Genomic DNA, 21,346 nt, shown 5'->3' with positions numbered 1-21,346 from the left:
CCGGCGCCGCGGATTTCACTTGTTTTCGTAGATGCCGACGATCCGATTCTGCTCGATGATGTTGCCGGCATATTTCTGGAGGAACTCCTCCCTGGTGGGTGTCCCTTCGACGTGGGTGTCCAAGGCATAGACCCAGAAGTAGTAGTGATGTTCGCCATGGCCAGCGGGCGGCTGAGGCCCGTAATACTGCTTGCCGCCGGCGCCGTTGGGGCCGACGCGGAATTTTTCCTGCGCGTCCGAAAGATCGGTGGTCGACGGATCGATGCCGTAGACGACCCAGTGCGTGAAGCCGTTGGGCAACGGCGCGTCGGGATCATGGCAGATGACCGCGAGTTCCTTCGCGCCTGCCGGCACGCCGCTGACCGTAAGCCTGGGCAACACATTGCCTTTGTCGCCGGCATGCTCGTCGCGCAATTTCCCGAGCGGCTTGAAATCAGCCGATGTAATCTTGAGGTCCTTGATGTTCAGGGGCATGGAATTCGTCCTTCGCCAATTTCGATCGAACTAGACACCGACCTTGAGGTCGGCGACGGTTTTGCCTCCGACGCGCTGATGCACGCGCGGACCCGATGCGACGGCGACGCAGATCAAAAGCTCATCGGGGCGCGGGCCATCCGGCACGGAAAAGGTGACCGCATCATAGTGGGAACGGATGTAGAGCTCGTCCTTGTGGGCAAGCGGGATATCGATGGATGTGCCGGCGGCGGCGACCTTGCTGACCGACGAAATCCAGGCCTTGCCGCCCCCGACCTGCTGCCGCAGCGGATCTCCGAACACCGTGGTGATGCAGGCGACGACATGCTCCTGTTCGCCTGATGTGCCCGCGATACCGCCCTTGCCATAGCTTTCGACCGGCCTGTTGCCGAGCAGCGCCACGGCCCGCTCACCGAGCGCATGACCGATGGCTGAGCTCGGATTCGTCAGCTCGGACAGTTCGGCGACGAACTTTCCGGCATACGGATTGCGTATGACGACGCCAGTCGCGACTTTGACGAGGGTCTCGCCAGGCTGGCCGCCGTCATGCCGGCTTTCCTGGACCGAGGCGTACCAACCCCTGACGTCATAGTCCCGTTCGACTTCACTGGAATAGTTCATCTTTATCTCCTGAAGGGTGCGCACGGTTTCCGCACGCGCCGATTAATTCGTTGACCGCTGGTCCGAGCTTACTGCGGCCATGAGAAGACGCCGCGCAGCGGGTCGTAGCGGGCCGCTTCCAAAGCTGCCGGCGTGAACATGTTTCCCTTCGAGAGCGAGCGGTTCGCCGCGTAGTCGCCGGACAGCGCCTGGCAGCGATCGGTGATCGGGCGAATGCGCTTTTCCCACGCGACGAGCGCGTCCTCGACCGAAGAGCCCGCCTCCAGGTCCTGCGAGAGGCTGAAGGCATTGACCATCGCGCAACCGGCGCCCTGGGCAAGAGCCGGGCACATCGCATGAGCGGCATCGCCCACGAGGGCGACCTTGCCTCTTGTCCAGCTGTCCAGCTTGGTCGTTTCGTACTTGTCGTACCTGGCGGTTTTCAGCTTCGCCGCCTCGATCAGGCAGGGCTCCAGGAAAGGAAACATCTCGACCCAGACTTCAAGGTCGATCGGAACCTGCGATCCGCGCGGGTCGGCGGCCGGTGCCATGAGGCCGAGATAGAGCTCATTCTCGTTGCAGGGCGAATAGAGGATGCGCTGAACCCGTGGCCAGAAGTTCCACATGTCGATGGTGTTGTCCCACTCGCCGTGGCCGAGTTCCTTCTTCTTGCGAGGAACGATCAGCCGGATGAGGCCATCTTTGGAAACCCATCGGTCCTGTTTGAAGCCGATGGAATCCCTGACCTTCGAGCCGACGCCGTCGGCGCCGACGATCAGGTCGGCTTCGAGCACCTCGCCGGTTTGAAGTGTCAGGCGGCCTTCCGGATCGGCGGCGACCGCCTCCGAATTGACCGATATGTCGACGCCCAGCGCACGGGCGCGGTTGACCAGGGCATCATGCAGATGGCTGCGGGTCATGATGCGCCAGGGCAGACCGTTGAACGTCTCCTTGGAAACCGACTTGTTGTGCATCCAGGTCTCGTAGGTGGGAGGCGTGTGCGAACCTTGGAGAACATCATCCAGGGCGCCCAGTCCCTCCAGCACGCGAAGGCCATTGTGCCAGAGATAGATACCCGCGCCGAATGCCCGGAGCTCCGAGCTCTTTTCGTGCAGCCTGACGTCCCAGCCGTTTTGCCTGAGAGCGATGGCGGCTGTCAGGCCGGCAAAGCCGCCGCCAGCGACCTCGGCACGGCGCGCCTTACCCTGGGTTCTGTTTACATTGGCCATTTTCTATCCTGATGCTGCGTACAAGAAGACGGCGTGCTGGGCCGTCAGGCGTCGATGAAATTCGTGATGGCTTTCAACGTGATCTCGGGAGAAACCTCGTTGACGTAATGGTCGGCGCCCGGAACGACGACCACGGGCAGATCCGGCCGCAACCGGCTTGTTTTTGCAAGCGCCGCCGCCGAAACCAATTTGCTCGCCTCGCCCCGAACGATGAGGACGGGCTTCGTCACGTCCCGATAGGCGGGCGCCAGGTCTGATCGCAGGCCCTTGGCTGTCCGGGCCATGGCCTCGGGCGACGCCAATGGCCGCAGCCCGCCGTCGACCCGATGATAGCCGCTCTCGGCTCGGATCTTGATGGCAGCGGCGGGAATGTTGGTATAGCGGCCGGCAAGATAGGCTTCGACGGCATCGATATCCTGGAAAAGCTGGCTTCCCGCATTCACGCGGGCTTCCAGCGCATCAAGCGCCTCGGTCTCGATATATGGCGTGAAATCGATTGCGACGACCGAGCGCACCAGATCCGGATATCTCACGGCGGCGGTGACGGAGTTCCTCGCGCCAAGCGAATGTCCGACGAGGATGGCAGGACCCCGGTCGAGCGTGCGGATCAGGCCGGCAATGTCGTCAGCATAGTCATTCGCCTCGTAGCCGCTTTCCGGCTTGTCGCTGAGGCCATGCCCCCTCTGGTCGACAGCTACGGTCGTGAAACGATCCGAGAGCCGAGCCATCAACGGCGTGAAGACCGCCGAGTTGGAGGTTATGCCGTGGAAAAACAGCATCAACGGGCCGTTGCCCGTCTCGCGCACGTTCAAGGCGATGCTGCCGGTGTCGATGCGTCGCGAGCCAAATGGGTCGCAAGCTATCTCTGCCGCCATGTTCATGATCCTCACCATCACTGCCCGTCTCCTTCAAAAGGATCATACAGCCGGGAGCACGTCAAGAAGATTGTCTGACATTCTTGCAATCTTCAGATTTGACAATCTGGCTATTTTCCACCGCGTCGCGTATGGTGCCGCGGAGATTGCGACTCAAACCTATGAGACGTTGCCCATGCCTCCAGATTTGAATTTGCGGATTTCGCCACGGACGGTGCAGCGGGAGACCGTCGACAAGTTACGGCTCGCTATCTTCTCCGGAGTGTTCCAGCCGGGAAGCCGCCTCATCGAAAGTCAGCTGTGCACACAGCTCGGCATCAGTCGCCCGTCGCTGAGGGAAGCTTTGCGCAGTCTCGAGGCCGAGCGCCTGATCGAGATTGTACCCAACCGCGGGCCATCAATACCGTCACTTTCGTGGGAGGTGGCAACCGCCATCTACGAGGTTCGAGAGCTGCTGGAAGTCGAGGCGGCGGGACGATGCGCGTCGAGAATTTCCCCGGAGCAGTTGCTTGAACTCGAGAAGTCTCTTTCCGCGTTCGAAGAGGCGGCATCCAGCAATGACAGCCTGGCGCAGGTCACGACCGCCGCGGACTTCTATTCGATCATACTCTCGAATTGCGGGAATCCCATTCTTGAGGAAGTCCATCGCGGCCTGGTGGCCAGGATCAGCTTCTTTCGAGGACGATCGATGTCATTGGAAGGCCGGGCACAAAGCAGCCTGGCGGAGATGAAGGAGATATTCGAATCCATCGCCGCCGGCGATGAGAAGGCCGCGCGCAAAGCCTCGAAGAATCACCTGTTGAAGGCGAAAGCGGCAGCGAAGATGTCCATGGACAGCGCGATTTGAGTTTTTCGGAAGGCGGTTGCTCCGTCTGAAAACTCGAAATCCTTCATGACGTTGCGGATCGAGGGTCCGCCGAACGCGAATCAGGCGGGGCTCACCCCGTCGGGGTTAGACATGCCGGCCGTCGAAGCCGGCAGATGGAGTGATGATGACCAGTGCCAATGTCGAGCGCAGAGCGGATGCCGATATCGTCATCGTCGGCGGCGGGTCGGCTGGCGCGTTGCTTGCAGCACGACTGAGTGAAGAGCCGGACAGTCGCGTTCTGCTGATCGAGGCGGGCGAAGAGGCGGCGGACCCCGACATCTGGAACCCCGCCGCCTGGCCGGCGCTTCAGGGGCGCAGCTACGATTGGGACTATCGCACGGAGCCGCAAACCGGGACTGCGGGCCGGGTGCATCACTGGGCGCGCGGGCGGTTGGTGGGCGGCTCGAGTTGCCTGCATGCGATGGGCTACATGCGCGGCCATCCCCTCGACTTCCAGGCATGGGTCGACGCGACCGGCGATGACAGGTGGAGCTGGGATGGATTGCTGCCCGCGTTTCAGGCTATCGAGGATCACCCGCTCGGTGGCAACGGCCTTTACGGCAAGGGCGGGCCGATGCCCGTCCATTTGCCAACGGACGAGGTAAGTCCGGTCGCACGCGCGTTCATCGAAGCCGGCGCTTCGCTCGGCCTGCCGCGTCTCGAAGGTCACAACAGCGGGCAGATGATCGGCGTCACCCCGAACTCCTTGAACATTCGAGACGGTCAGCGGGTCACGGTGGCCGACGCCTGGCTCACGCCGGCGGTTCGAAGCCGCAAGAACCTGACCATTCTTACGGGATCGCGGGTGCGGCGGCTCAAGTTGGAGGGCAATCAGGTCCGCGGCCTCGAGGTCGTGGGGCGGCAGGGTCGGGTCGAAATCCTTGCGGATCAAATCGTGCTTTGCGCCGGCGCGCTGGAAAGTCCGGCCTTGCTGATGCGCTCGGGCATCGGCCCGCACGATATACTCGACGCCGCGGGCGTCAGCTGCGTGATCGATATGCCGGAGATCGGCCGAAACCTTCAGGACCACCTGCTTGGTGCCGGCAACCTCTATGCGGCCCGCAAACCTGTTCCTCCCTCGCGCCTCCAGCACTCGGAGTCGATGGCCTATATGAGGGCCGAGGGGTTTACCGGTACGGGCCGGCCCGAAATTGTCGTTGGTTGCGGCGTCGCGCCGATCGTGTCCGAACGCTTTCTGGCGCCGGCCGCTGGCACGGCATATTCGCTGCTGTTCGGGATCACCCATCCGACGAGCCGCGGCAGCCTGCGCATAAGCGGGCCGGAACTCGACGATCGATTGATCATCGACCCCGCATACCTGCAAAGCGATCGGGACCGCGCGCTGTTTCGCCAGGCGCTCGAGGCAGCCCGGGCAATCGGACATCGAGATGAACTCGCCGGCTGGCGAGAGCGCGAGCTCCTGCCAGGCACCCTGAACAGTACGGCTGAAATGGACGACTTCATCGCGCGGTCGGTCATTACACACCACCATCCCTGTGGCACTTGCAGGATGGGCAAGGACCCGGACGCCGTCGTCGATGCGGATCTGCGGCTCAAGGCGCTCGACAATCTTTTTGTCGTTGACGCGTCGGTCATGCCCAGTCTCACCGCGGGACCGATACACGCCGCGGCTCTCGCGATCGCCGAGACCTTCGCTCGCCGGAAAATCCTGCCGTCTTGATCCGAGGGCTGCGCGTTCGTTCCTTCGCTACAAGGCTCGGGCCGCTGTCGCCATGCTCCTCAACGCGCGCTGAGCGCAACCATGCGGTCGAGGGCGGCGCCAAGGCCTTTCAGCGACACCGGAAAACTCAGCGTGGTCTCGGCCGCGGTGGTGACGTCGAGCTTGAGCTCGCTGCCTGCCTTGAGCTTCTGCATCAGCGCCCGGTCGATCGGAAACAGCGCCACGCAGCCATTCGGCAGGCAGGTCCTGAACTTCAACGGCCCGACGGGCGGCTGGTCGTCGATCTGGGCCGCCACGCCGGGATCGAACAGGATGCCGAAGGGCAGCAGCAAGGTTCCGATCAATCCGCCCTTCTGCGCCGCGCGCAACTCCACGGCCAGAAGCCTCTGGCCGTTTTTCTGCGTCTGGTCCTGCGTGACCGTGCAGACTCGGGCATTGTCCTGTATGACGCAGGCCAGCTGCCAGTCCTGATAGGTTTCCTGGAGCGACGACGCGCCATTCGGAAGCGACCCAGCCTGCTGCTGTTGGGCGAAAGCAGCCGGTAGCGAAGCGGAGAAGGTCGCCGCGCAGATGGCGGCTGCCTTCAGCGAAAAATGTCTACGAACCAATGAATGCGGCCTTCTCTTCGGTGCCGGGCAAATGCCCAAAGTGTCGGCTTCGAGACGCCGTTATTCTCACGTACAGACCCATTCGCGGATCTTGCATTGGATCCCCCCTGCCTCGCAGGCCTGCAGCGCGAGGTCCTCCGCCTCCCGGCGGGTCTCGGCCGAGTTCACGCCCCAGGGAGTGAACCGGTGCTCCACCTTGTCGGCCACGGCGAGCGCGCCGCAATGCTTGTAGGGAAATCCGGTCTCGTCGTCGTCCGTCCAATGGCGGTGATTGCGGAACACGGCAACGACATTGCAGGCTTTTCCACCGGCATTCTCGCAATATTTCTGCGCAATGTCCTTCGCTTCCTGCCGCTTGTCGGCGCCCCAGAAGAAGCCGTACTTGGTATCGGTCTGGGAGTAGGCGATTGCCGCCCAGATGCCTTTCTCCTCCTGTGGCGGCTCGGACGGCTCCACCAGATCGGCCGAGACCACCTGCCCGCTCCACAGCAAGGCCATGCACAAGACTGTCAAACGTCGCGACTTCATGGTCCGCAATCCTTTCCAGGGCGTCTCGCCCATTCGCCTGACATCCTCACTTGGCCGCCGATGCGATGGAAATCACCACGCATGTGTTGCCCGTCGGCAGCAGAAGCGCTTCGCCCGTGTTGCCGCCAAGCTCGTACACTTCGACCTGTCCGAGATGATCCGTGATCTTGCTGCCTTGCGGAAGAATGGACGGAATGTCGGCGCACGGACTTGCGAACGGCGCCACCCGCACCATGGCGCCCTCGCAACCCGAAGCGGTGGGTGACGCGAAGACCACGCCGGCGGCCGGCCCGCTGTAACGGTCGGTGGCATAGTCCATGCCGACAAAGGCCTGGACGGCGTGCTTGTCGGCGGCCTGGTCGTTCCACAGGGATTTGACGCTGTACTTCGCGCCGGTCGTCAAAAGCTGTCCGAGCACCGGAAAGATGGTCGAGCAGGCCTGCACGCCGGCCTGCTTGACGTGCTGGAGGAAGGGCGAGTCCGGCAGTGCGGGAGCGGCGGCCGCCTCGGCCTGAGCGGCCGTCGGGCTGCCGACCAGACCGGCGATCGCGGCATAGTTCGCGCCGGCGAAGCCAATGCCCATCATGGCCAGCCCCAGCAGCGAAAATCCAATTACGCGCGGCCACCGCCGCGGCGGCTCGACGGTTCTCTTGCGGTCCGGCTCGACGACCCGTCGCCGATCCGGCTCGACGGTCGGATTGCTGCGCGTCGCGGAGATGAACGGGTCTTGCTGGCTCACGGTGCTGCCTCGGCTATTTGATTGGCGCAAGGGCCTCGGACAGCCCCTTGAGCGTTGCGGTGACGGTAATGGTCTGGCCATCGACGGTCGGATAGGAAATCGCCGGCGTCGCCTTCTGCGCTATCTCCTGGCGCATCAGGGGTCCCACCGGCAGCATGCCGACGCAGACCATTTCGTTGCAGCCGTTCAGATGCACGTCGATCGGCTCGGCGCGCCCATCGAACTTCAGCGACACAAGCCCATCGCTCCTGGCGTTCGGCGCGGTGCGCAGGATCATGTAGGGCTTGCCGTCCTGGGTGGCGGCGAGCGACCAGCTGAACGCCATCTTGCCGGCGCCGTCCTCGATCACCTGCGAGACATTGCAGACTTTCTTGCGCGCCTTGAGGTTCTCGTCGCAGATCAGCGTCCAGTTCTCGAAGGGACGGATGGTGCGCTGGTATTGTCCGAGCTTCACGTCGGGAGGCACGACCACCTCGGAGGGCTTGATCCTGTAGGGCGAAGCCACCTGCCCGGCAGCCGGCGCCAGCCCGCCGGCAAGCGCCAGGCAGGTCAGGCATGCCATGGCAAATCCGGGAAAGCCAAACGGCTTTCCCGAGTCTGCGTCTAGCCTGTCATGGCCGGTTCGCCTTTTCATTGCCGCCCTGTTGTCCGCCTCAGTTCAAGGTGAAGCTCAGGCCGGCGCCTACACCGACATTTCCACCCGCCGCCGTGCCCGACAAATTGCCGCGGATGCGGCCATCCTCGCTGGTGTAGCCGGCGCCGAAGGCAAAGGCGCTCGAATCCCTCCAGAAGCCGCCGCCGGCCGCCACGCTCAGCTTGCCGGGACGGTCGTCGTAGCGCAGCGAGGCTGCCGCCAGTCCGATTGCCGCCGCCTGCCGTGCTTCGTCCCTGATGCCGCTGATGTCGGAATTCAGCTGGCTGAGCTTCTGGTCGGTATAATTGTTGGCCTGCTGCAACGTCGTGACCGCTACCTGGTCGGTATAGGTCTTGCTCTGAGCCAGGTTCAGGTTCAGCTGGTTGACGTTGACCGCGTCGGTGCCGGTAACGCCGGGGCCGACATTGGAGATGACGACAGGTGCATTTGGGTCGCCGCCCTGCAGCGTTATCTTGTTGGTCTTGGTCGTCGATCCGTCCGGATTGTTCACGGTGTCGTATTGCACGGTGTTCTGGACGGTGCCGCCGATGCCGCCGATCGTCTTGGTCAGGTCCTCGATCGCCGTGTTGGTGGCGTAGAGCTGCGACCCGTTGATCGCATCGGTGCTGCCGGAGGAAACGCGCCCGGCGGCGACATTGGTGATCGTCCGCTCGGTTCCGGCATCGCCGACGCTGACGGTCCCGGTCGGGGTCGTGCCGGCGAAGGCGTAGGTCTTGCCGTTGATAACCGTGCTGGACGTGCCGACGGCGGTCTGCGACACCGAACCCGAACCGAGCGCCACATCGCTGGCGTTGTTGGCCTTGGCGCCTTGGCCGAGCGCGACGGCGCCCTGCCCCGTGGCTGTCGAGCCATTGCCGGCGGCAAGGCTGTTGGTGCCGCTGGCCACGCTGGCCGGCCCGATCGCAACGCTGTCGGTGCCGCTGGCGGTGGAGTCGGCCAGCGTCGAATTGGCGTGGAAATACTTGATGCCACCGCCATTGTTGATGTTGGTCAGCGCATTGTCGACGGCAGTGAAACCATCAAAGACGGTCGAATAATTGTTGCCCTGGATGGTGTAGGTCGGGCCGGTGATCGAGCCGTCGGGATTGACCGTGGTGCCGCCGCCGAACAGGTTGGAAACGTTTTGCGAGACGCCGCGCAACTGCGAGACGTTGACGGCATCGGTCTCGGCCGAGCCCGCCGCGACATTGGTGAGCTTGCGCTCGGCGCCCGCGGCGCCGATCGACACTTCGCCGGCCGAAGTCTGCGGAGCGGTCAGGCCAAAGGCGGCGTAGCCGGCCTGCGCGCCAACCGTGGTGGTTGACGACGCACCCAATGCGACGCTGTTGGCGAAGGTGCTCTGGGCGCCGGCGCCGAGCGCCACCGACTGGATGCCCGATGCGGTCGAGTCGGTGCCGAGCGCGATGCCGTCGGCCAGCATCACATGAGCGTTCTGGCCGATGGCCGTGCCGCCTGGCGCCGTCTGGTCGACGATGGCGCCATTGCCGATGCCGACGCCATTGTCTCCGTTGACGACCGTGGTCGGACCGACCGCGACCGATTCCGCTCCGACCGCCAGCGAATCGCCAGCGGTCGAATTGGCATGGAAATACTTCGTCGAGGTAGCAGAGACAGCCGCGATGGCCCCCGCCAGCTGGCGCACGGTCACGGCGTCCTGGTCCTGCGTGCCGTCGGCGACGTTGGTGATCTGCCGGTAGGAGGTGGCGGTACCGACCGAAACGGCGCCGAGCAGCACTTTGTCGGTGGTGTTGTACTGGATGAAGTTCGACGGACCGGCGGCGATCTGACCGGAAGCGGGAGCGATCGCGCGATCGGACACCGAGCCCGAACCGAGTGCCACGCTGCCGTCGATACTGGCCGCGCTGTCGCGGCCGAGCGCCAGCCCGCTGACGCCGGTCGCGGTCGCCTGGTAGCCGACGGCCGTGGAGCCGACGCCCTGTGCGAAGGAGTCCGTTTGCGCCAGCCCGGCCTCGTTGGTGCGGGCGTAGCGGATACCGATGCCGTTGGCATCGGTATAGGCGGTCGAGGTATCGCCGGCGATGTTGTTGATCGTGTTGCCGAGATTGGTCACGCCGCTGCCGATATTGGCAATGTCGGTCGTGTTCTGCGTCACCTGCTGGTTCGTGGCGAAGAGCTGCGAACCATTGACGGCGTCGGTCGAACCGCCGTTCAACTGACCGGCCGCGACATTCTGGATCTGGCGCTCGGCGCCGGCCGAACCGACAGAGAAGGCGCCGGCCGGCGCGCCACCGGCGAAGGTGTAGTTGACGCCGCCGATCGTGGTGCCGCCGACATTGGTTGTCGCGCCGGACGTCGAATTCAGGCCGATCGCGACGTCGCCGGCGTTGTTGGCCACCGCATTGGGGCCGACGGCGACAGAATCCGTTCCAAGGGCCTGGGAATCCGCCAAGGTCGAGTTGGCATGGAAATATTTGACGCCGCCGCCGACGTTGATGTTGTTGAGCGTGGTGCCGATAGCGTCGACCGCCTGGTTGGTGGCGAAGAGCTGCGAGCCGTTGACCGCGTCGGTCGAGGTCAAACTGATGCGCCCCGCCGCCAGATTGGTGAGCGTTCGCTCCGCGCCGACCGCGCCTATGCTGACCGTCGAGGTCGGATTGATGCCCTGGAATGCATAGGTCGTGCCGTTGATCACGGCGCTGGCCGTGCCGACTGCGGCCACGGTCACCGAACCCGAGCCGAGCGCCACGTCGCCGGAGCTTGCCGCCGCCGCCGCACCGTTGCCGAGCGCGACATTGCCGGCGAGGCCGGCGGCACCCGCAGTGGAGCCGTTGCCCAGCGCGACGGAGCCTTGCCCGATCGCCTTGTTGCTGTTGCCGATGGCGACAGCACCGTTGGCCGTATTGGCCGCGGTGGCGGTTGCCGTGCCGTCGCTGTTGGCGATGTTGTTGGCGCCGCCGGTAAAGGCGCCGGTGCCGCTGGCGAAGCTAGGATCGCCGATGGCCACCGCGCCGTCGCCGTAAGCAACGTTGTCTGCGCCGATTGCGACAGCCTTCCCCCCGGTCGCGATCGCCCTGGTGCCGATGGCGACGGAGTCGGCGGTATCAGCGGAAGACTGGAGACCGACCGCGATGGCGTTGGTTGCAGTCGCCGCGCTTTCACGCCCCATCGCAAGGGCGTCGTCCCCGGATGACGTCACGTCCGTGCCGACGGCGATGGCGCTCTGTCCGCTGGCGCTCGTCGCAAAACTGGTCTGGCCGATATAGACGGAGTTTATCCCGGACGCGCTCGTCCCAGCGCCGACAGCGACGGCATTCACGGCGGTGGTTCGGGCACCACTGCCGAGAGCGGTACTGCCGGCTCCGCTGGCACCGGCGTTGACGCCGGCGGCGAGGGTATTATTTGCCGTCGCGCTGGCCAGGACGCCGAATGAGGAGGCGTTTGCGCCGCTGGCAACGGCCCCATTGCCGACTGCCGTGCTAAAGTCGGCAGTGGCCTGAGTGGCCTGGCCGAGCGCGACGCCGAAGCCGCCGGAAGCAAGCGAATTGGTGCCGATCGCGATGCTGTTGGGCAGGGCCGTGTTGGCCTGAACGCCTGCCTGCGCGTTCACGCCGAATGCGATGGACTGGTTGCCCCAGGCCTTGGCTGCATCACCCATCGCCGTGGCGCTTGTGCCGATCGCGGCGGCCTGACGTCCTACGGCAGTGGAATTGGCACCGCTGGCGACAGATCCCCAGCCTCCGGCGAACGAATTGGCGCCGCTGGCGGTGGAACTGGTGCCGACCGCCGTGGAGTTACCTCCCGAAGCGACTGAGAAGGTACCCAAAGCATTGGCGCCGGCCAAGGTGGCACTGGCCTGAACGCCGATCGCAACCGAATTGGTGCCACTCGAGATCGTGCCCTGGCCCAGCGCCATCGCGCCGCCGGCGCCGGTGGCTTTTGCGCTCAGGCCGAGAGCCACCGAATATTGAGCCGACGCAACGGATGAACGTCCGACCGCGATGGCGTCGACCTGGGATGCTGTAACATCCGTGCCGATGCCGATGGCGCTCTGTGCCAGCGCTCCTGTTCCAGCAACGGTGCGCGAACCGAGATAGACCGAATTTAGCTGCGTGGCTTGTGCCTGGAAGCCGAGAGCCACTGCGTTCTGGGCGCCAGCGGCGGCGAAGCTGCCTTGGGCGAGAGAATCCAATCCGGACGCAACGGTGTTTGTGCCGAAAGCGCTCGCGCGCAGCCCGCTCGCAGCAGCGAAGTTGCCTACGGCAGTCGAATTCTGCGCGGTCGCCGCGGATCCTTGACCCATGGCGACAGCCCCGCCGCCTTGGGTTTGCGCATCGACTCCGATCGCAACTGAATTATTCCCGTTGGAAATCGCTCGGCAGCCGATGGCCATGCCTCCCGTCGGCGCTCCGACGGTGGCCGTATATCCTGTGCAACCGATCGCGATGCCGTTGGCACCACTCGCCGTTCCGGCGCCCGCTGTATAGTTACCGCCTGGAATAACTTGGCCAAATGCCTGAGGCGCAATAACCAGCCCCAAGACGCCGAAAACAGCCCCAATCGCACCGATACCCCGATCTTTACGACGCATGCCTAGAACGCGGGACGCCATGCGCAGTACAGCCATCAGGCGGCGCCGGGCCGAGCGGGAGCGAGGATCGGCATTCGCGATCCAGTGACTGGCGAAAAGCGCGGCGCGATGCTGGACAAACGAGTGACGTGAGATGCAATTGTCGGTCATGGTCCCTCTCAGCGCGCCAGTCGGCATGAAAATGTCAGACAATTCCCCCAAGCGGCAGAAAGACATGATTCTTGTGCGCGGTATTTCACGATCTTGCTGTGTCGTAAGAAAAAATCGCGGAACAACTCGGCAGAGGTTAACGGCTTATTACTTTAGCCGGAACTTTAATAGGTATCACCTATATTTCCAAGATATGCCGCAGCCTATCCGTCACCTGGTCTTCGAGATAAGCTTGTTCGAGCGCGACCGCAGTGGCGTTACATGCCGGTATTTCTTCATCATGGTGGTGAAATGGCTCTGGCTCGAGAAACCGCTGAGATGGGCAATGTCGGCGATCGCCAGGCTGCTCTCGGCAAGCAGTCTCTCCGCAAAATCCAGCCGCAGATCGAGAATATACTGATGCGGCGGCATCCCGAACGTCCGCGAGAAGGCCCGCACGAAGTGATAGGATGAAAGCCCGCAGACCGCGGCCATCTCGGAAATCGCCAGCTTGCGCGAGAAGTTCTCATCCAGGAAGCCCCGCACCTTGCCCGCACTGCTGGCGGAAAGCCCGCCTTTTACATTCGCCAGCGGCTGTCTCACCACATCCGCAATCCATCTTGGGGGGGCATCATCGCGCCGCACCGTTTCGGCCTCCTGAGGGGTCCCTGCGCAAGCCAAACCTTGGCGGCGTCCACGCGGTTCCCGGAAAAATAAATCGTGATGGACCAGTCTGGACCGCCATTACCGGGGGAATTGTCCGGGCCGGTGGAATTGTTCGAACAAGCCGGACGGACGGTGGTGAGGGCGAGCCGGCAAGAGATATCCCACTCCCCTCGACATCCATGCCGGTGGCAATCCTCGAAGCATCCGGGCGCATCGATCAATTTCTCGCCTCGACCATGGGCGCATTCGCGATGGACGTATTTTGCAGAACACCGATTTCCTTGCAGGAAATCCCGGTCTCCGAGCCCCGGGCACCTGATGGGGCGGCTTTGCCATACCGCGCGGCGCGGCTCTCCCGGCGAAGCCGTCCGGTTTTCTCTTGGACTCCTGGCCGTAATCGTTTCCGGTTGCAGGCGCAGAAGCGCCTCAGTTTCTGGCGGAAGCATAACCGGTTGGTGTCCTTCCCCTGTGTTTCTTCATGGCGGCGGCTAAATGACTTTGATCCGAAAACCCGGCGAGGATCGCCGATGTCGAACTCATGAGCAGCCAAAGCCGACAGCGCTTCGGGAGAGATGGAGACCAGGGCATTTTCCCTGGTCGCGGACTAGGCAAGATTGCTGTCCACGCCGGCGGGATTGATGACGAGACACCCGACCGGCGCATCGTATTGCTGGAGCTTGTCGCTGCCGAGCGAGGCCCTCAACTTGCGTATGGGCGCAAGCACGAATGCCTACGGAGTGTTCCTTGGCCGGGAATGCCTGCGAGCCTGGCCCGCGAACGGAATAGATCACGCTTCCTTGCGCGGTGGCCCTTCGCGGACCGGCACTTTCAGGAATGATGTCCAGGACGTATCGAGCTGTCCGCTCCCGATCGATGCCTCGGGAAACGCCGCTTTCCCGAGCCTCGTCCGCATTGTTCATTCGCGCTGCCTCAGCCGTATCGACGCTACTTCGAATACCCTTTTCCCGACCCGAACGCAGCGTAACGCACACACCTTGGCTTGGGAAGAACTCCCACGCGCAAAGAAAAATCTTTATTCGAGGAAAGAAAGAAAAAATGGCCAGCGAATAGGAGTTGACGAGCGTTCATTTTCGCCTGGTGCGACGCCTCGTCATCCGGAGTTTCGCCGATCGGTCCCGACACGATCGGTCATGCGATCCTGTATTCTCGTCAACGACTGATTGAGGCCGTTGGCGCAGCCTGCGCGGATCATAACCTGTCCGCGAGATCGACGCCTGCGGTGTGGATCCGGTTATCGGCGGCCGCTGCTACAGATCACCGCGCCGTTTCTCGTACAGATCCCAGGCGAGTTCCACGAAAGCCAGAAGAACGTCGTCCCGATTCCAGCCGGCGGCCACCGCCGCCTGGACGATCTCATTGATGAGAGGCAGCAACTGGTCCTGGCATTCGGCCGACATATCGCCGTCGCCCGCGGGTGGCCCCCGGAAGTTGAAAGTCATCATTCGGCGCCCCCCTCGCCTTCAATCGAAGTGTTACATCGGTAATTTCATTCCCTCTGATATACAATAGATGTGGTACCAAAGAACAGGAAGCCCCAGCGAACCAAGGCAGCACAGGACGATGCCGGATCACCCCGGATCTATGCTTTCCCACGGGTCAGGGTGGGCTTTCCAAAGGGAACTCTGTCGACGCTTGATCGACCAATTGCTGAACGCTCGAATGACCGCCCGCTGTAACGGGAGAGCAATGCTTCGCGGCGGAGACTCTCGCGATCAACGACGCGCTTGCTGCCGCGCGTCGCCTCGTGACGGTCGACGACGCCCAAGGCCGGTGATGGCGAATAGGCTGCCGCGCAGGACGCCGTCCCGGGAAAGCGCGGCAGCGGGCCGCGTCAGAAGGCGACCTGGTCGCCGCCCTTCAATGACAGGATTTCGCGCGCCTCGTCCGGTGTCGCCACTTCCATGCCAAGCCCTTCGATGATCTTGCGCGCCAGCACGACCTGCTCGGCATTCGATTTGGCGAGTTTGCCCTTGCCGGCCCACAGGCTGTCCTCCAGCCCGACGCGGATGTTGCCGCCAAGCGCCGCCGACTGCGCGGCGATGCGCAACTGGCTGGCGCCGGCGCCGAGCACCGACCAGCGAAACTGGTCGCCAAACAAGCGGTCGGCGGTGCGCTTCATATGGGCGACATCCTCCGGATGCGTGCCGATGCCCCCAAGCAGGCCGAACACCGACTGCACGAAGAAGGGCGGCTTCACCAGCCCGCGATCGGCGAAATGGGAAAGGTTGTAGAGATGCGCGATGTCGTAGCACTCGAACTCGAAGCGCGTGCCGTTGTCGTAGCAAGTCGCCAGAATGTATTCGATGTCCTTGAACGAATTGCGGAAGACGAGATCGCGCGTCGCTTCCAGATGCGGCTTTTCCCAGTCGAATTTGAAGGTCTCGTATTTGTCGGCGAGATGGTAGAGCCCGAAATTGATCGAACCCATGTTGAGCGAGGCCACTTCCGGTTTGAACTGAGCGGCCGGCTTCACCCGCTCCTCGACCTTCATGTAGGGACTGCCGCCGGTGGTGATGTTGATGGCGGCATTGGTGCCTTGCTTGACGCGCGGCAGGAAGCGGGCAAACGCCTCCGGCGTCTGGTCGGGCCTGCCGGTCTCGGGATCGCGGGCATGCAGGTGCAGGATTGCCGCTCCCGCCTCGGCCGCCGCGATCGCTTCCGACGCGATCTGGTCCGGCGTGATCGGCAGATAGGGCGACATGGTCGGCGTGTGGATCGCTCCGGTCACCGCGCAGGTGATGATGACCTTGCCCCTGGCCACCGTGGCGCCGGGCTTGCGGCTGGTTTCTTTCATTGTCCGAACTCCTGATCCGATTTCTTCTTGTGCGCCGCCAGCGCCATCAGCCGGCGATCGCGCCACACTTGCCGCTCGCCTAGTTTTTCCCTCGGCAGGCGTTTGCCGCGCTCGGCCTCGACCGTCTCCATCACCTCGCCCGCCCAATCGACCCGGCGCAACATCTGCGGGAAGATGTTGGAATAGATGCCCTGGTAACGCTCGACATAGTCGCGCACGCCGCCGGGCGCGTTGAGGTCGATGGTCTCGAACGGTCCCATGAAGGACCAGCGCAGCGCCAGCCCGTCGCGGATGCCGATATCGACGTCCTCGACGCTGGCATATCCGTCGGCGACGAGCCGGAACGCTTCCTCCAGCAACGCGCCCTGCAGGCGGTTCATGATGAACCCGTCGAGTTCGCGCTTCATCACCAGCGGCGCATGGCCGGCCTCGATGAGGAAGGCGCGTGTTCTTTCGAGCGTCTCGGCCGATGTCCACGGCGCTGGCACGACCTCGGCGGCGGGAATGAGGTAGGGCGGATTGATCGGATGCATGACAAGGCAGCGATGCCGCCCTTGCAAATGGTCGGTGAATTTCGACGGCAACAGCGCCGAGCTGGAACTGGCGATCACCGCTCGCGGATCGGCAGCAGAGTCGATCAGCGAAAACACCTCACGCTTGACCTCGAGATTTTCCGGCGTGTTCTCCTGGACATGGACCGCGCCGGCCAGCGCCTCGCCGAGTTCGGCGGCAACAGTGATGCGATCGAGCACGGTGGCGGCGGACTGTCCCCGCAGCAGGTCGTTGGCAGCGAGATCGCCGAGCACACCGGCTATGTAGTCGCGCGCGCCGCCGGTCGCGGCGCGGGACTGGTCCCACATGCGGACGTCATGACCGGCGCGCGCGAAACTGATCGCCCAGGCCCGCCCGATGAATCCGCTGCCGACGATCGCAACCTGTGCCATGGATCTTGCCCTCAAAGTGTTTCGACATTGCCGTCGACGCCGAGCGACTGGCCGGAAATGTTTATCCCCGCATCCGAAAGCAGGAAGGCGACCATCGAGGCGACATCATAAGGGCTGGTCATGCGGCGCAGCGAGATGTTCTGCAGATAGCGCCCGGTCATTTCTTCGTGGCTGATGCCGATCTGCCTGGCGCGCGCCGAGATGACGCCCTCGATGCGGGGACCCTCGATGATGCCGGGCAGGATGGCATTGACCCTGATGCCGTGCGGCCCGAGTTCCTTGGCAAGGCTCTGTGTGAAGCCGATCACGCCGAACTTGGCGGCCGAGTAGGGCGTGCGGAAAGCATAGCCGTGGCGGCCGGCTGCCGACGACATCGAGACGATCGAGCCGCCTCCCGCCGCCTTGATCATCGGCACGGCGCGCCGCGCGCACAGGAACTGGCCGGTCAGGCAGACATCGAGACAGCGCCGCCAGTCGTCCGGCTCGATCTCGTCGACGCCGCCGGTCGGGCCGGCAATGCCGGCATTGTTGATCAGGGCATCGAGCCCGCCGAGCTTTTCGGCGACCGTCTCGAACAGCCGGTCGACGTCGTCTTCGCGTGAGACGTCGGCCTTGACCGCGGCCACCAGATCGATCTTGCCGGGAGCGGCAGCCAGCGCCTCGTCGGACACGTCGCAGACGACGATGCGCGCCCCGAGCCGCGACAGCGTGTCGGCGATGGCGAGACCAATGCCGCCGGCGCCTGCTGTCACCAGCACGCGCTGTCCATTGAGGCCGGCCAGAAATTCCGCCGCCGTTTCAGGTGCCTTTGTGCTCATCGTCCGTCCTTCCCATCGAGAACCTGTGGCTGCAGATCAGCCCCTATTTCAACATGCTGCACGATTCGGGAAACTATTCGACCGCCAACGAACATCATCAGGAGATGTTCGCGGCCCTGTGTGATCGCGACGGCGACGCCGTCAAGGCCGCGGTGCGCGCCGATATCGACGCCGCTTTCAATGTCCTGGTTGGCTTGCTCAAATAACCGTGCGCCGGCCGTTCTCTCACCGGCGGAGCCCAATGGGTGAGTGTGGAAATCGCCGGCTGCATTGCCTTCCGCGGGCGCTCGCTGGATAGTCCTGGCAATGTTCGAGACCCTGGCGATTCACTGGCCCCAAATACTGGCGATCATCTCGGTGGTGATGGCGACCATCGGCATTGCCCATGCCGTCATGACCAAGGAGGACGTCCGCGCCGCCACCGGCTGGGTCGGCATCATGGTGCTGTCGCCGATTCTCGGCGTGCTGATCTATGCCGTGGCCGGCATCAACCGCATCCGCCGCGCCACGATCAGCGCGCAGCGCCCGCTTGCCGAGGGCCTGGTGTCGGCCAAGCATGAGCGCGACGTCGCCGCCGAAGAGGCGCTGATCATCGAGCGCTATGGACAGCGGTTCACCGGCCTCAGAACGCTGGGCGACAGGGTGGCGCGGCGCGCGCTCAACCCGGGAAATGCAATCGACGTGCTGGAAAGCGGCGACGAGGCCTACCCCGCCATGTGCGCGGCGATCGACGGGGCCGAGCGCAGCGTCCTGCTCGAGACCTATATTTTCGACAATGACGCGGTCGGCCTGCTTTTCGTCGAAGCGCTGGCCGGCGCTGTCCAGCGCGGCGTCACCGTGCGTGTGCTGATCGATGCCGTCGGCGCCCGCTACTCCGTCCCCAGCATCCTGGGGCATCTGCGCCGCGCCAACATCACGGCGGATGTTTTCAACGGCAACATCGTCATGGGCCTGCGCTTGCCCTATGCCAATCTGCGGACCCACCGCAAGATCCTGGTGGTCGACGGCACGGTTGCCTTTACCGGCGGCATGAACATCCGCAAGGGTTTTTCAGCGGAGTTCGCCGGGTCGAACAGCGCCAAGGACACGCATTTCCAGGTCACCGGACCCGTTGTCGCCGATCTCTTCTCGGTCGCCGCGGAAGACTGGCGCTTCGCCACCAAGGAGGCGCTGAAGGGCGATGCCTGGCGGATCACACCGGTTTCACCGCCCGCTGGCCAGCCGATGCTGGTGCGTGCGGTTGCATCCGGGCCGGACGCCAGCAACGAAACCAACCACAAACTGCTGATCGGCGCCTTCTCGGTCGCGCGCAAGTCGATACGCCTGATGTCGCCCTATTTCCTGCCGGACCGGGAACTGATCAGCGCCCTGGTTACCGCGGCCAGGCGCGGCGTCGAGATCGATGTCGTGGTGCCGGCGGTGAACAACCTCTTCCTCGTCGACCGCGCCATGACCGCCCAATTCGACCAGATCCTGAAGAATTATTGCCGCATATGGCGCACGGAAGGCCCCTTCGATCATTCCAAGCTGCTTTCGATCGACGGCGTATGGGCTTATGTCGGGTCCTCCAACCTCGATGCACGTTCGCTGCGGCTCAACTTCGAGATCGATCTGGAGGTCCTCGACGCGGGTTTTGCCACCGAGATCGAGACCCGGATCGGATCGACGATCGAAACGGCCGTTCCAGTGACGCTGGCCTCCTTGCGCGCGCGGCCCTTCATCATCCGCCTGTTTGACCGCATCCTCTGGCTGGGATCGCCCTATCTCTGAGAAATCCTGTCTTTAACAAAATGACGTGTTTGCCCGATAACGTGTCGCCAACCATGGAACATCGGCCGAATGACTCTATTTCTAGGTGCATGATGAGAACGGCAGGGATGATGGGCACGCTATGCGAATGAATGGGCGCAGCCTGCCGGCCAGCATGCTCCTGTCCATTCGCGACAGGCGGATGCGCAAGGCCAACGCCTTGTCGCCGAAGAAGGACGGCGTCACCGGGACGCTGGTTGCTTCCTACAACGTCCACAAATGCATCGGCGTCGACCGCAAGTTCGATCCCGACCGCACCAGCCGCGTCATCCGCGAGATCGCCCCCGACGTCATCGCCCTACAGGAGGCCGACAATCGCTTCGGCGACCGCGACGGGCTCCTCGACCTGCACCGTCTCGAACTGGAAACCGGCCTCGTGCCGGTGCCCATTTCCGCCACGGGCAAAGGCCATGGCTGGCACGGCAATGTCCTGCTGTTCAAAAGGGGCGTCGTTCGCGACGTGCATCAGATCAGGCTTCCAGGTATCGAACCCCGCGGTGCCGTGGTGGCCGAGATCGATCTCGACGGGAACCAGTCGTTGCGCATCATCGCGGCCCATCTCGGGTTGCTGCGCCGCTCCCGCTCGCAGCAGGCCCAGGTCGTGCTTGATATCATGAACAGCCCCGACGAGAAGCCGACGCTCCTGCTCGGCGATCTGAACGAATGGCGGCTCGGAAACCGCTCCGCGCTGAACACGCTGCACGCAACCTTCGGCCCGCAGCCGCCAGCAGTCCCCACCTTCCCGTCCAACCTGCCGCTGCTGGCACTCGACCGGATCATGGCCAACCGGCACGGCATGATCGCGACCGTCGAAGCGCATGACACGCCGCTGTCGCGCGTGGCCTCCGACCATCTGCCGCTGACCGCCTTCGTTCGCCTGTAGCATGTGGCCGATAACACCTTGATGTCGCCGGCGTCGCAAAGCGTGTGGATTCGAGCGGAACACCCGGTTCTTCAGCGAGTTTATGTGTTGAATATACAGGAGGATGGAATGAAAAAGTTGATTTTGGCCTCGGTGCTGGCATTCGCCGCGACAGCGGCAGCGATGGCGCCAACCCAAGCCGCCAGCCTGACTATCCAGTCCGACGACGGCGGCCAATATTCCTCGGATGACGATTCCGGAATCGTCGTTCGCCGTCATCATATGCGCCACTATGACAACGAGTATGACGGCGACCAGAACGCTCAGTACGATGACTACGACAATGGCGGCTACCGCTGGCGCCACCACCATCACCGCTGCCACACGGAAACGATTGTGCATTGGCGCCACCACCACAGAGTGTTCGAGGACGTTCGCGTCTGCGGCTGAGGTCGCTCCGTCTCCTGATCCAACCGTCTCCTGATCCAACCCTTGGC

The 21,346-nt window shown here is 63.6% G+C and carries 20 protein-coding genes; 6 read left to right on the top strand and 14 right to left on the bottom strand.

Translation table 11 applies throughout. The annotated features are described in order from the left end of the window. Window positions 1-15 precede the first annotated feature (15 nt). From EN808_RS02995 to EN808_RS02980, 4 genes are all read right to left on the bottom strand, one after another. On the bottom strand, window positions 16-474 hold the full coding sequence (locus EN808_RS02995) for a YbhB/YbcL family Raf kinase inhibitor-like protein (protein ID WP_127275690.1): 459 nt from the start codon (window positions 472-474) through the stop codon (window positions 16-18). A 30-nt stretch (window positions 475-504) separates the two neighbouring features. Beyond that, entirely contained in the window at window positions 505-1,095 is a 591-nt protein-coding gene (locus tag EN808_RS02990) for an amino acid synthesis family protein (RefSeq protein ID WP_127275691.1), read from the bottom strand. A 68-nt stretch (window positions 1,096-1,163) separates the two neighbouring features. Beyond that, on the bottom strand, window positions 1,164-2,303 hold the full coding sequence (locus tag EN808_RS02985) for an NAD(P)/FAD-dependent oxidoreductase (RefSeq protein ID WP_127869832.1): 1,140 nt from the start codon (window positions 2,301-2,303) through the stop codon (window positions 1,164-1,166). 44 nt (window positions 2,304-2,347) lie between these two features. Then, complete coding sequence (locus EN808_RS02980) at window positions 2,348-3,184, bottom strand: alpha/beta hydrolase (RefSeq protein ID WP_127870023.1); 837 nt, start codon at window positions 3,182-3,184, stop codon at window positions 2,348-2,350. 64 nt (window positions 3,185-3,248) lie between these two features. Here EN808_RS02980 and EN808_RS02975 point away from each other — a divergent pair, with 64 nt between their 5' ends. After that, window positions 3,249-4,025, top strand: a complete 777-nt coding sequence (locus EN808_RS02975; protein WP_245525022.1) for a GntR family transcriptional regulator — start codon at window positions 3,249-3,251, stop codon at window positions 4,023-4,025. A gap of 145 nt (window positions 4,026-4,170) precedes the next feature. Then, entirely contained in the window at window positions 4,171-5,727 is a 1,557-nt protein-coding gene (locus tag EN808_RS02970; protein ID WP_135915087.1) for a GMC family oxidoreductase, read from the top strand. Between the two features lie 59 nt (window positions 5,728-5,786). On the opposite strand, the gene EN808_RS02965 is transcribed toward EN808_RS02970, so the two are convergent. From EN808_RS02965 to EN808_RS02915, 10 genes are all read right to left on the bottom strand, one after another. Further along, window positions 5,787-6,335: an invasion associated locus B family protein gene (locus EN808_RS02965; protein ID WP_135915086.1), complete on the bottom strand. Its 549-nt coding sequence runs from the start codon at window positions 6,333-6,335 to the stop codon at window positions 5,787-5,789. Window positions 6,336-6,401: 66 nt separating this feature from the next. Next, entirely contained in the window at window positions 6,402-6,863 is a 462-nt protein-coding gene (locus EN808_RS02960; protein WP_027144313.1) for a DUF4189 domain-containing protein, read from the bottom strand. 46 nt (window positions 6,864-6,909) lie between these two features. Then, entirely contained in the window at window positions 6,910-7,602 is a 693-nt protein-coding gene (locus tag EN808_RS02955) for a hypothetical protein (protein ID WP_135915085.1), read from the bottom strand. A gap of 13 nt (window positions 7,603-7,615) precedes the next feature. Then, on the bottom strand, window positions 7,616-8,164 hold the full coding sequence (locus EN808_RS02950; protein WP_135915084.1) for an invasion associated locus B family protein: 549 nt from the start codon (window positions 8,162-8,164) through the stop codon (window positions 7,616-7,618). Between the two features lie 91 nt (window positions 8,165-8,255). After that, entirely contained in the window at window positions 8,256-12,956 is a 4,701-nt protein-coding gene (locus EN808_RS02945) for a YadA-like family protein (protein WP_135915083.1), read from the bottom strand. Window positions 12,957-13,166: 210 nt separating this feature from the next. After that, window positions 13,167-13,580, bottom strand: a complete 414-nt coding sequence (locus EN808_RS02940) for an AraC family transcriptional regulator (RefSeq protein WP_245525021.1) — start codon at window positions 13,578-13,580, stop codon at window positions 13,167-13,169. 1,289 nt (window positions 13,581-14,869) lie between these two features. Then, window positions 14,870-15,064 (bottom strand): hypothetical protein, encoded by a 195-nt coding sequence (locus tag EN808_RS02930; protein ID WP_127869838.1) that lies wholly within the window; start codon window positions 15,062-15,064, stop codon window positions 14,870-14,872. Between the two features lie 389 nt (window positions 15,065-15,453). Beyond that, window positions 15,454-16,416, bottom strand: coding sequence for a 3-keto-5-aminohexanoate cleavage protein (locus tag EN808_RS02925; protein ID WP_127869839.1), 963 nt, complete (start codon window positions 16,414-16,416; stop codon window positions 15,454-15,456). Beyond that, a complete protein-coding gene (locus EN808_RS02920) occupies window positions 16,413-17,360 on the bottom strand; it encodes a 3-hydroxyacyl-CoA dehydrogenase (protein WP_135915081.1) in 948 nt (315 codons plus the stop codon). The genes EN808_RS02925 and EN808_RS02920 overlap by 4 nt, the downstream gene beginning before the upstream one ends. Window positions 17,361-17,371: 11 nt before the next feature. After that, window positions 17,372-18,178 (bottom strand): SDR family oxidoreductase, encoded by an 807-nt coding sequence (locus tag EN808_RS02915; protein WP_135915080.1) that lies wholly within the window; start codon window positions 18,176-18,178, stop codon window positions 17,372-17,374. Here EN808_RS02915 and EN808_RS02910 point away from each other — a divergent pair. The 4 genes from EN808_RS02910 (at window position 18,169) to EN808_RS02895 (ending at window position 21,299) form a co-directional block, all read left to right on the top strand. Then, window positions 18,169-18,384 (top strand): FCD domain-containing protein, encoded by a 216-nt coding sequence (locus EN808_RS02910; RefSeq protein WP_245525020.1) that lies wholly within the window; start codon window positions 18,169-18,171, stop codon window positions 18,382-18,384. The two genes, EN808_RS02915 and EN808_RS02910, sit on opposite strands and share 10 nt — an antisense overlap. 100 nt (window positions 18,385-18,484) lie before the next feature. Next, window positions 18,485-19,948, top strand: coding sequence for a phosphatidylserine/phosphatidylglycerophosphate/cardiolipin synthase family protein (locus EN808_RS02905; RefSeq protein ID WP_135915079.1), 1,464 nt, complete (start codon window positions 18,485-18,487; stop codon window positions 19,946-19,948). 121 nt (window positions 19,949-20,069) lie between these two features. Next, window positions 20,070-20,870 (top strand): endonuclease/exonuclease/phosphatase family protein, encoded by an 801-nt coding sequence (locus EN808_RS02900; protein WP_135915078.1) that lies wholly within the window; start codon window positions 20,070-20,072, stop codon window positions 20,868-20,870. Between the two features lie 108 nt (window positions 20,871-20,978). Further along, window positions 20,979-21,299: a hypothetical protein gene (locus EN808_RS02895; protein WP_127275590.1), complete on the top strand. Its 321-nt coding sequence runs from the start codon at window positions 20,979-20,981 to the stop codon at window positions 21,297-21,299. The last annotated feature ends 47 nt before the right edge of the window (window positions 21,300-21,346 follow it).

The organism is Mesorhizobium sp. M8A.F.Ca.ET.165.01.1.1, assembly GCF_004792065.1.
Classification (GTDB): Bacteria; Pseudomonadota; Alphaproteobacteria; order Rhizobiales; family Rhizobiaceae; genus Mesorhizobium.
This window is presented reverse-complemented; position numbering and strand designations above follow the sequence as displayed.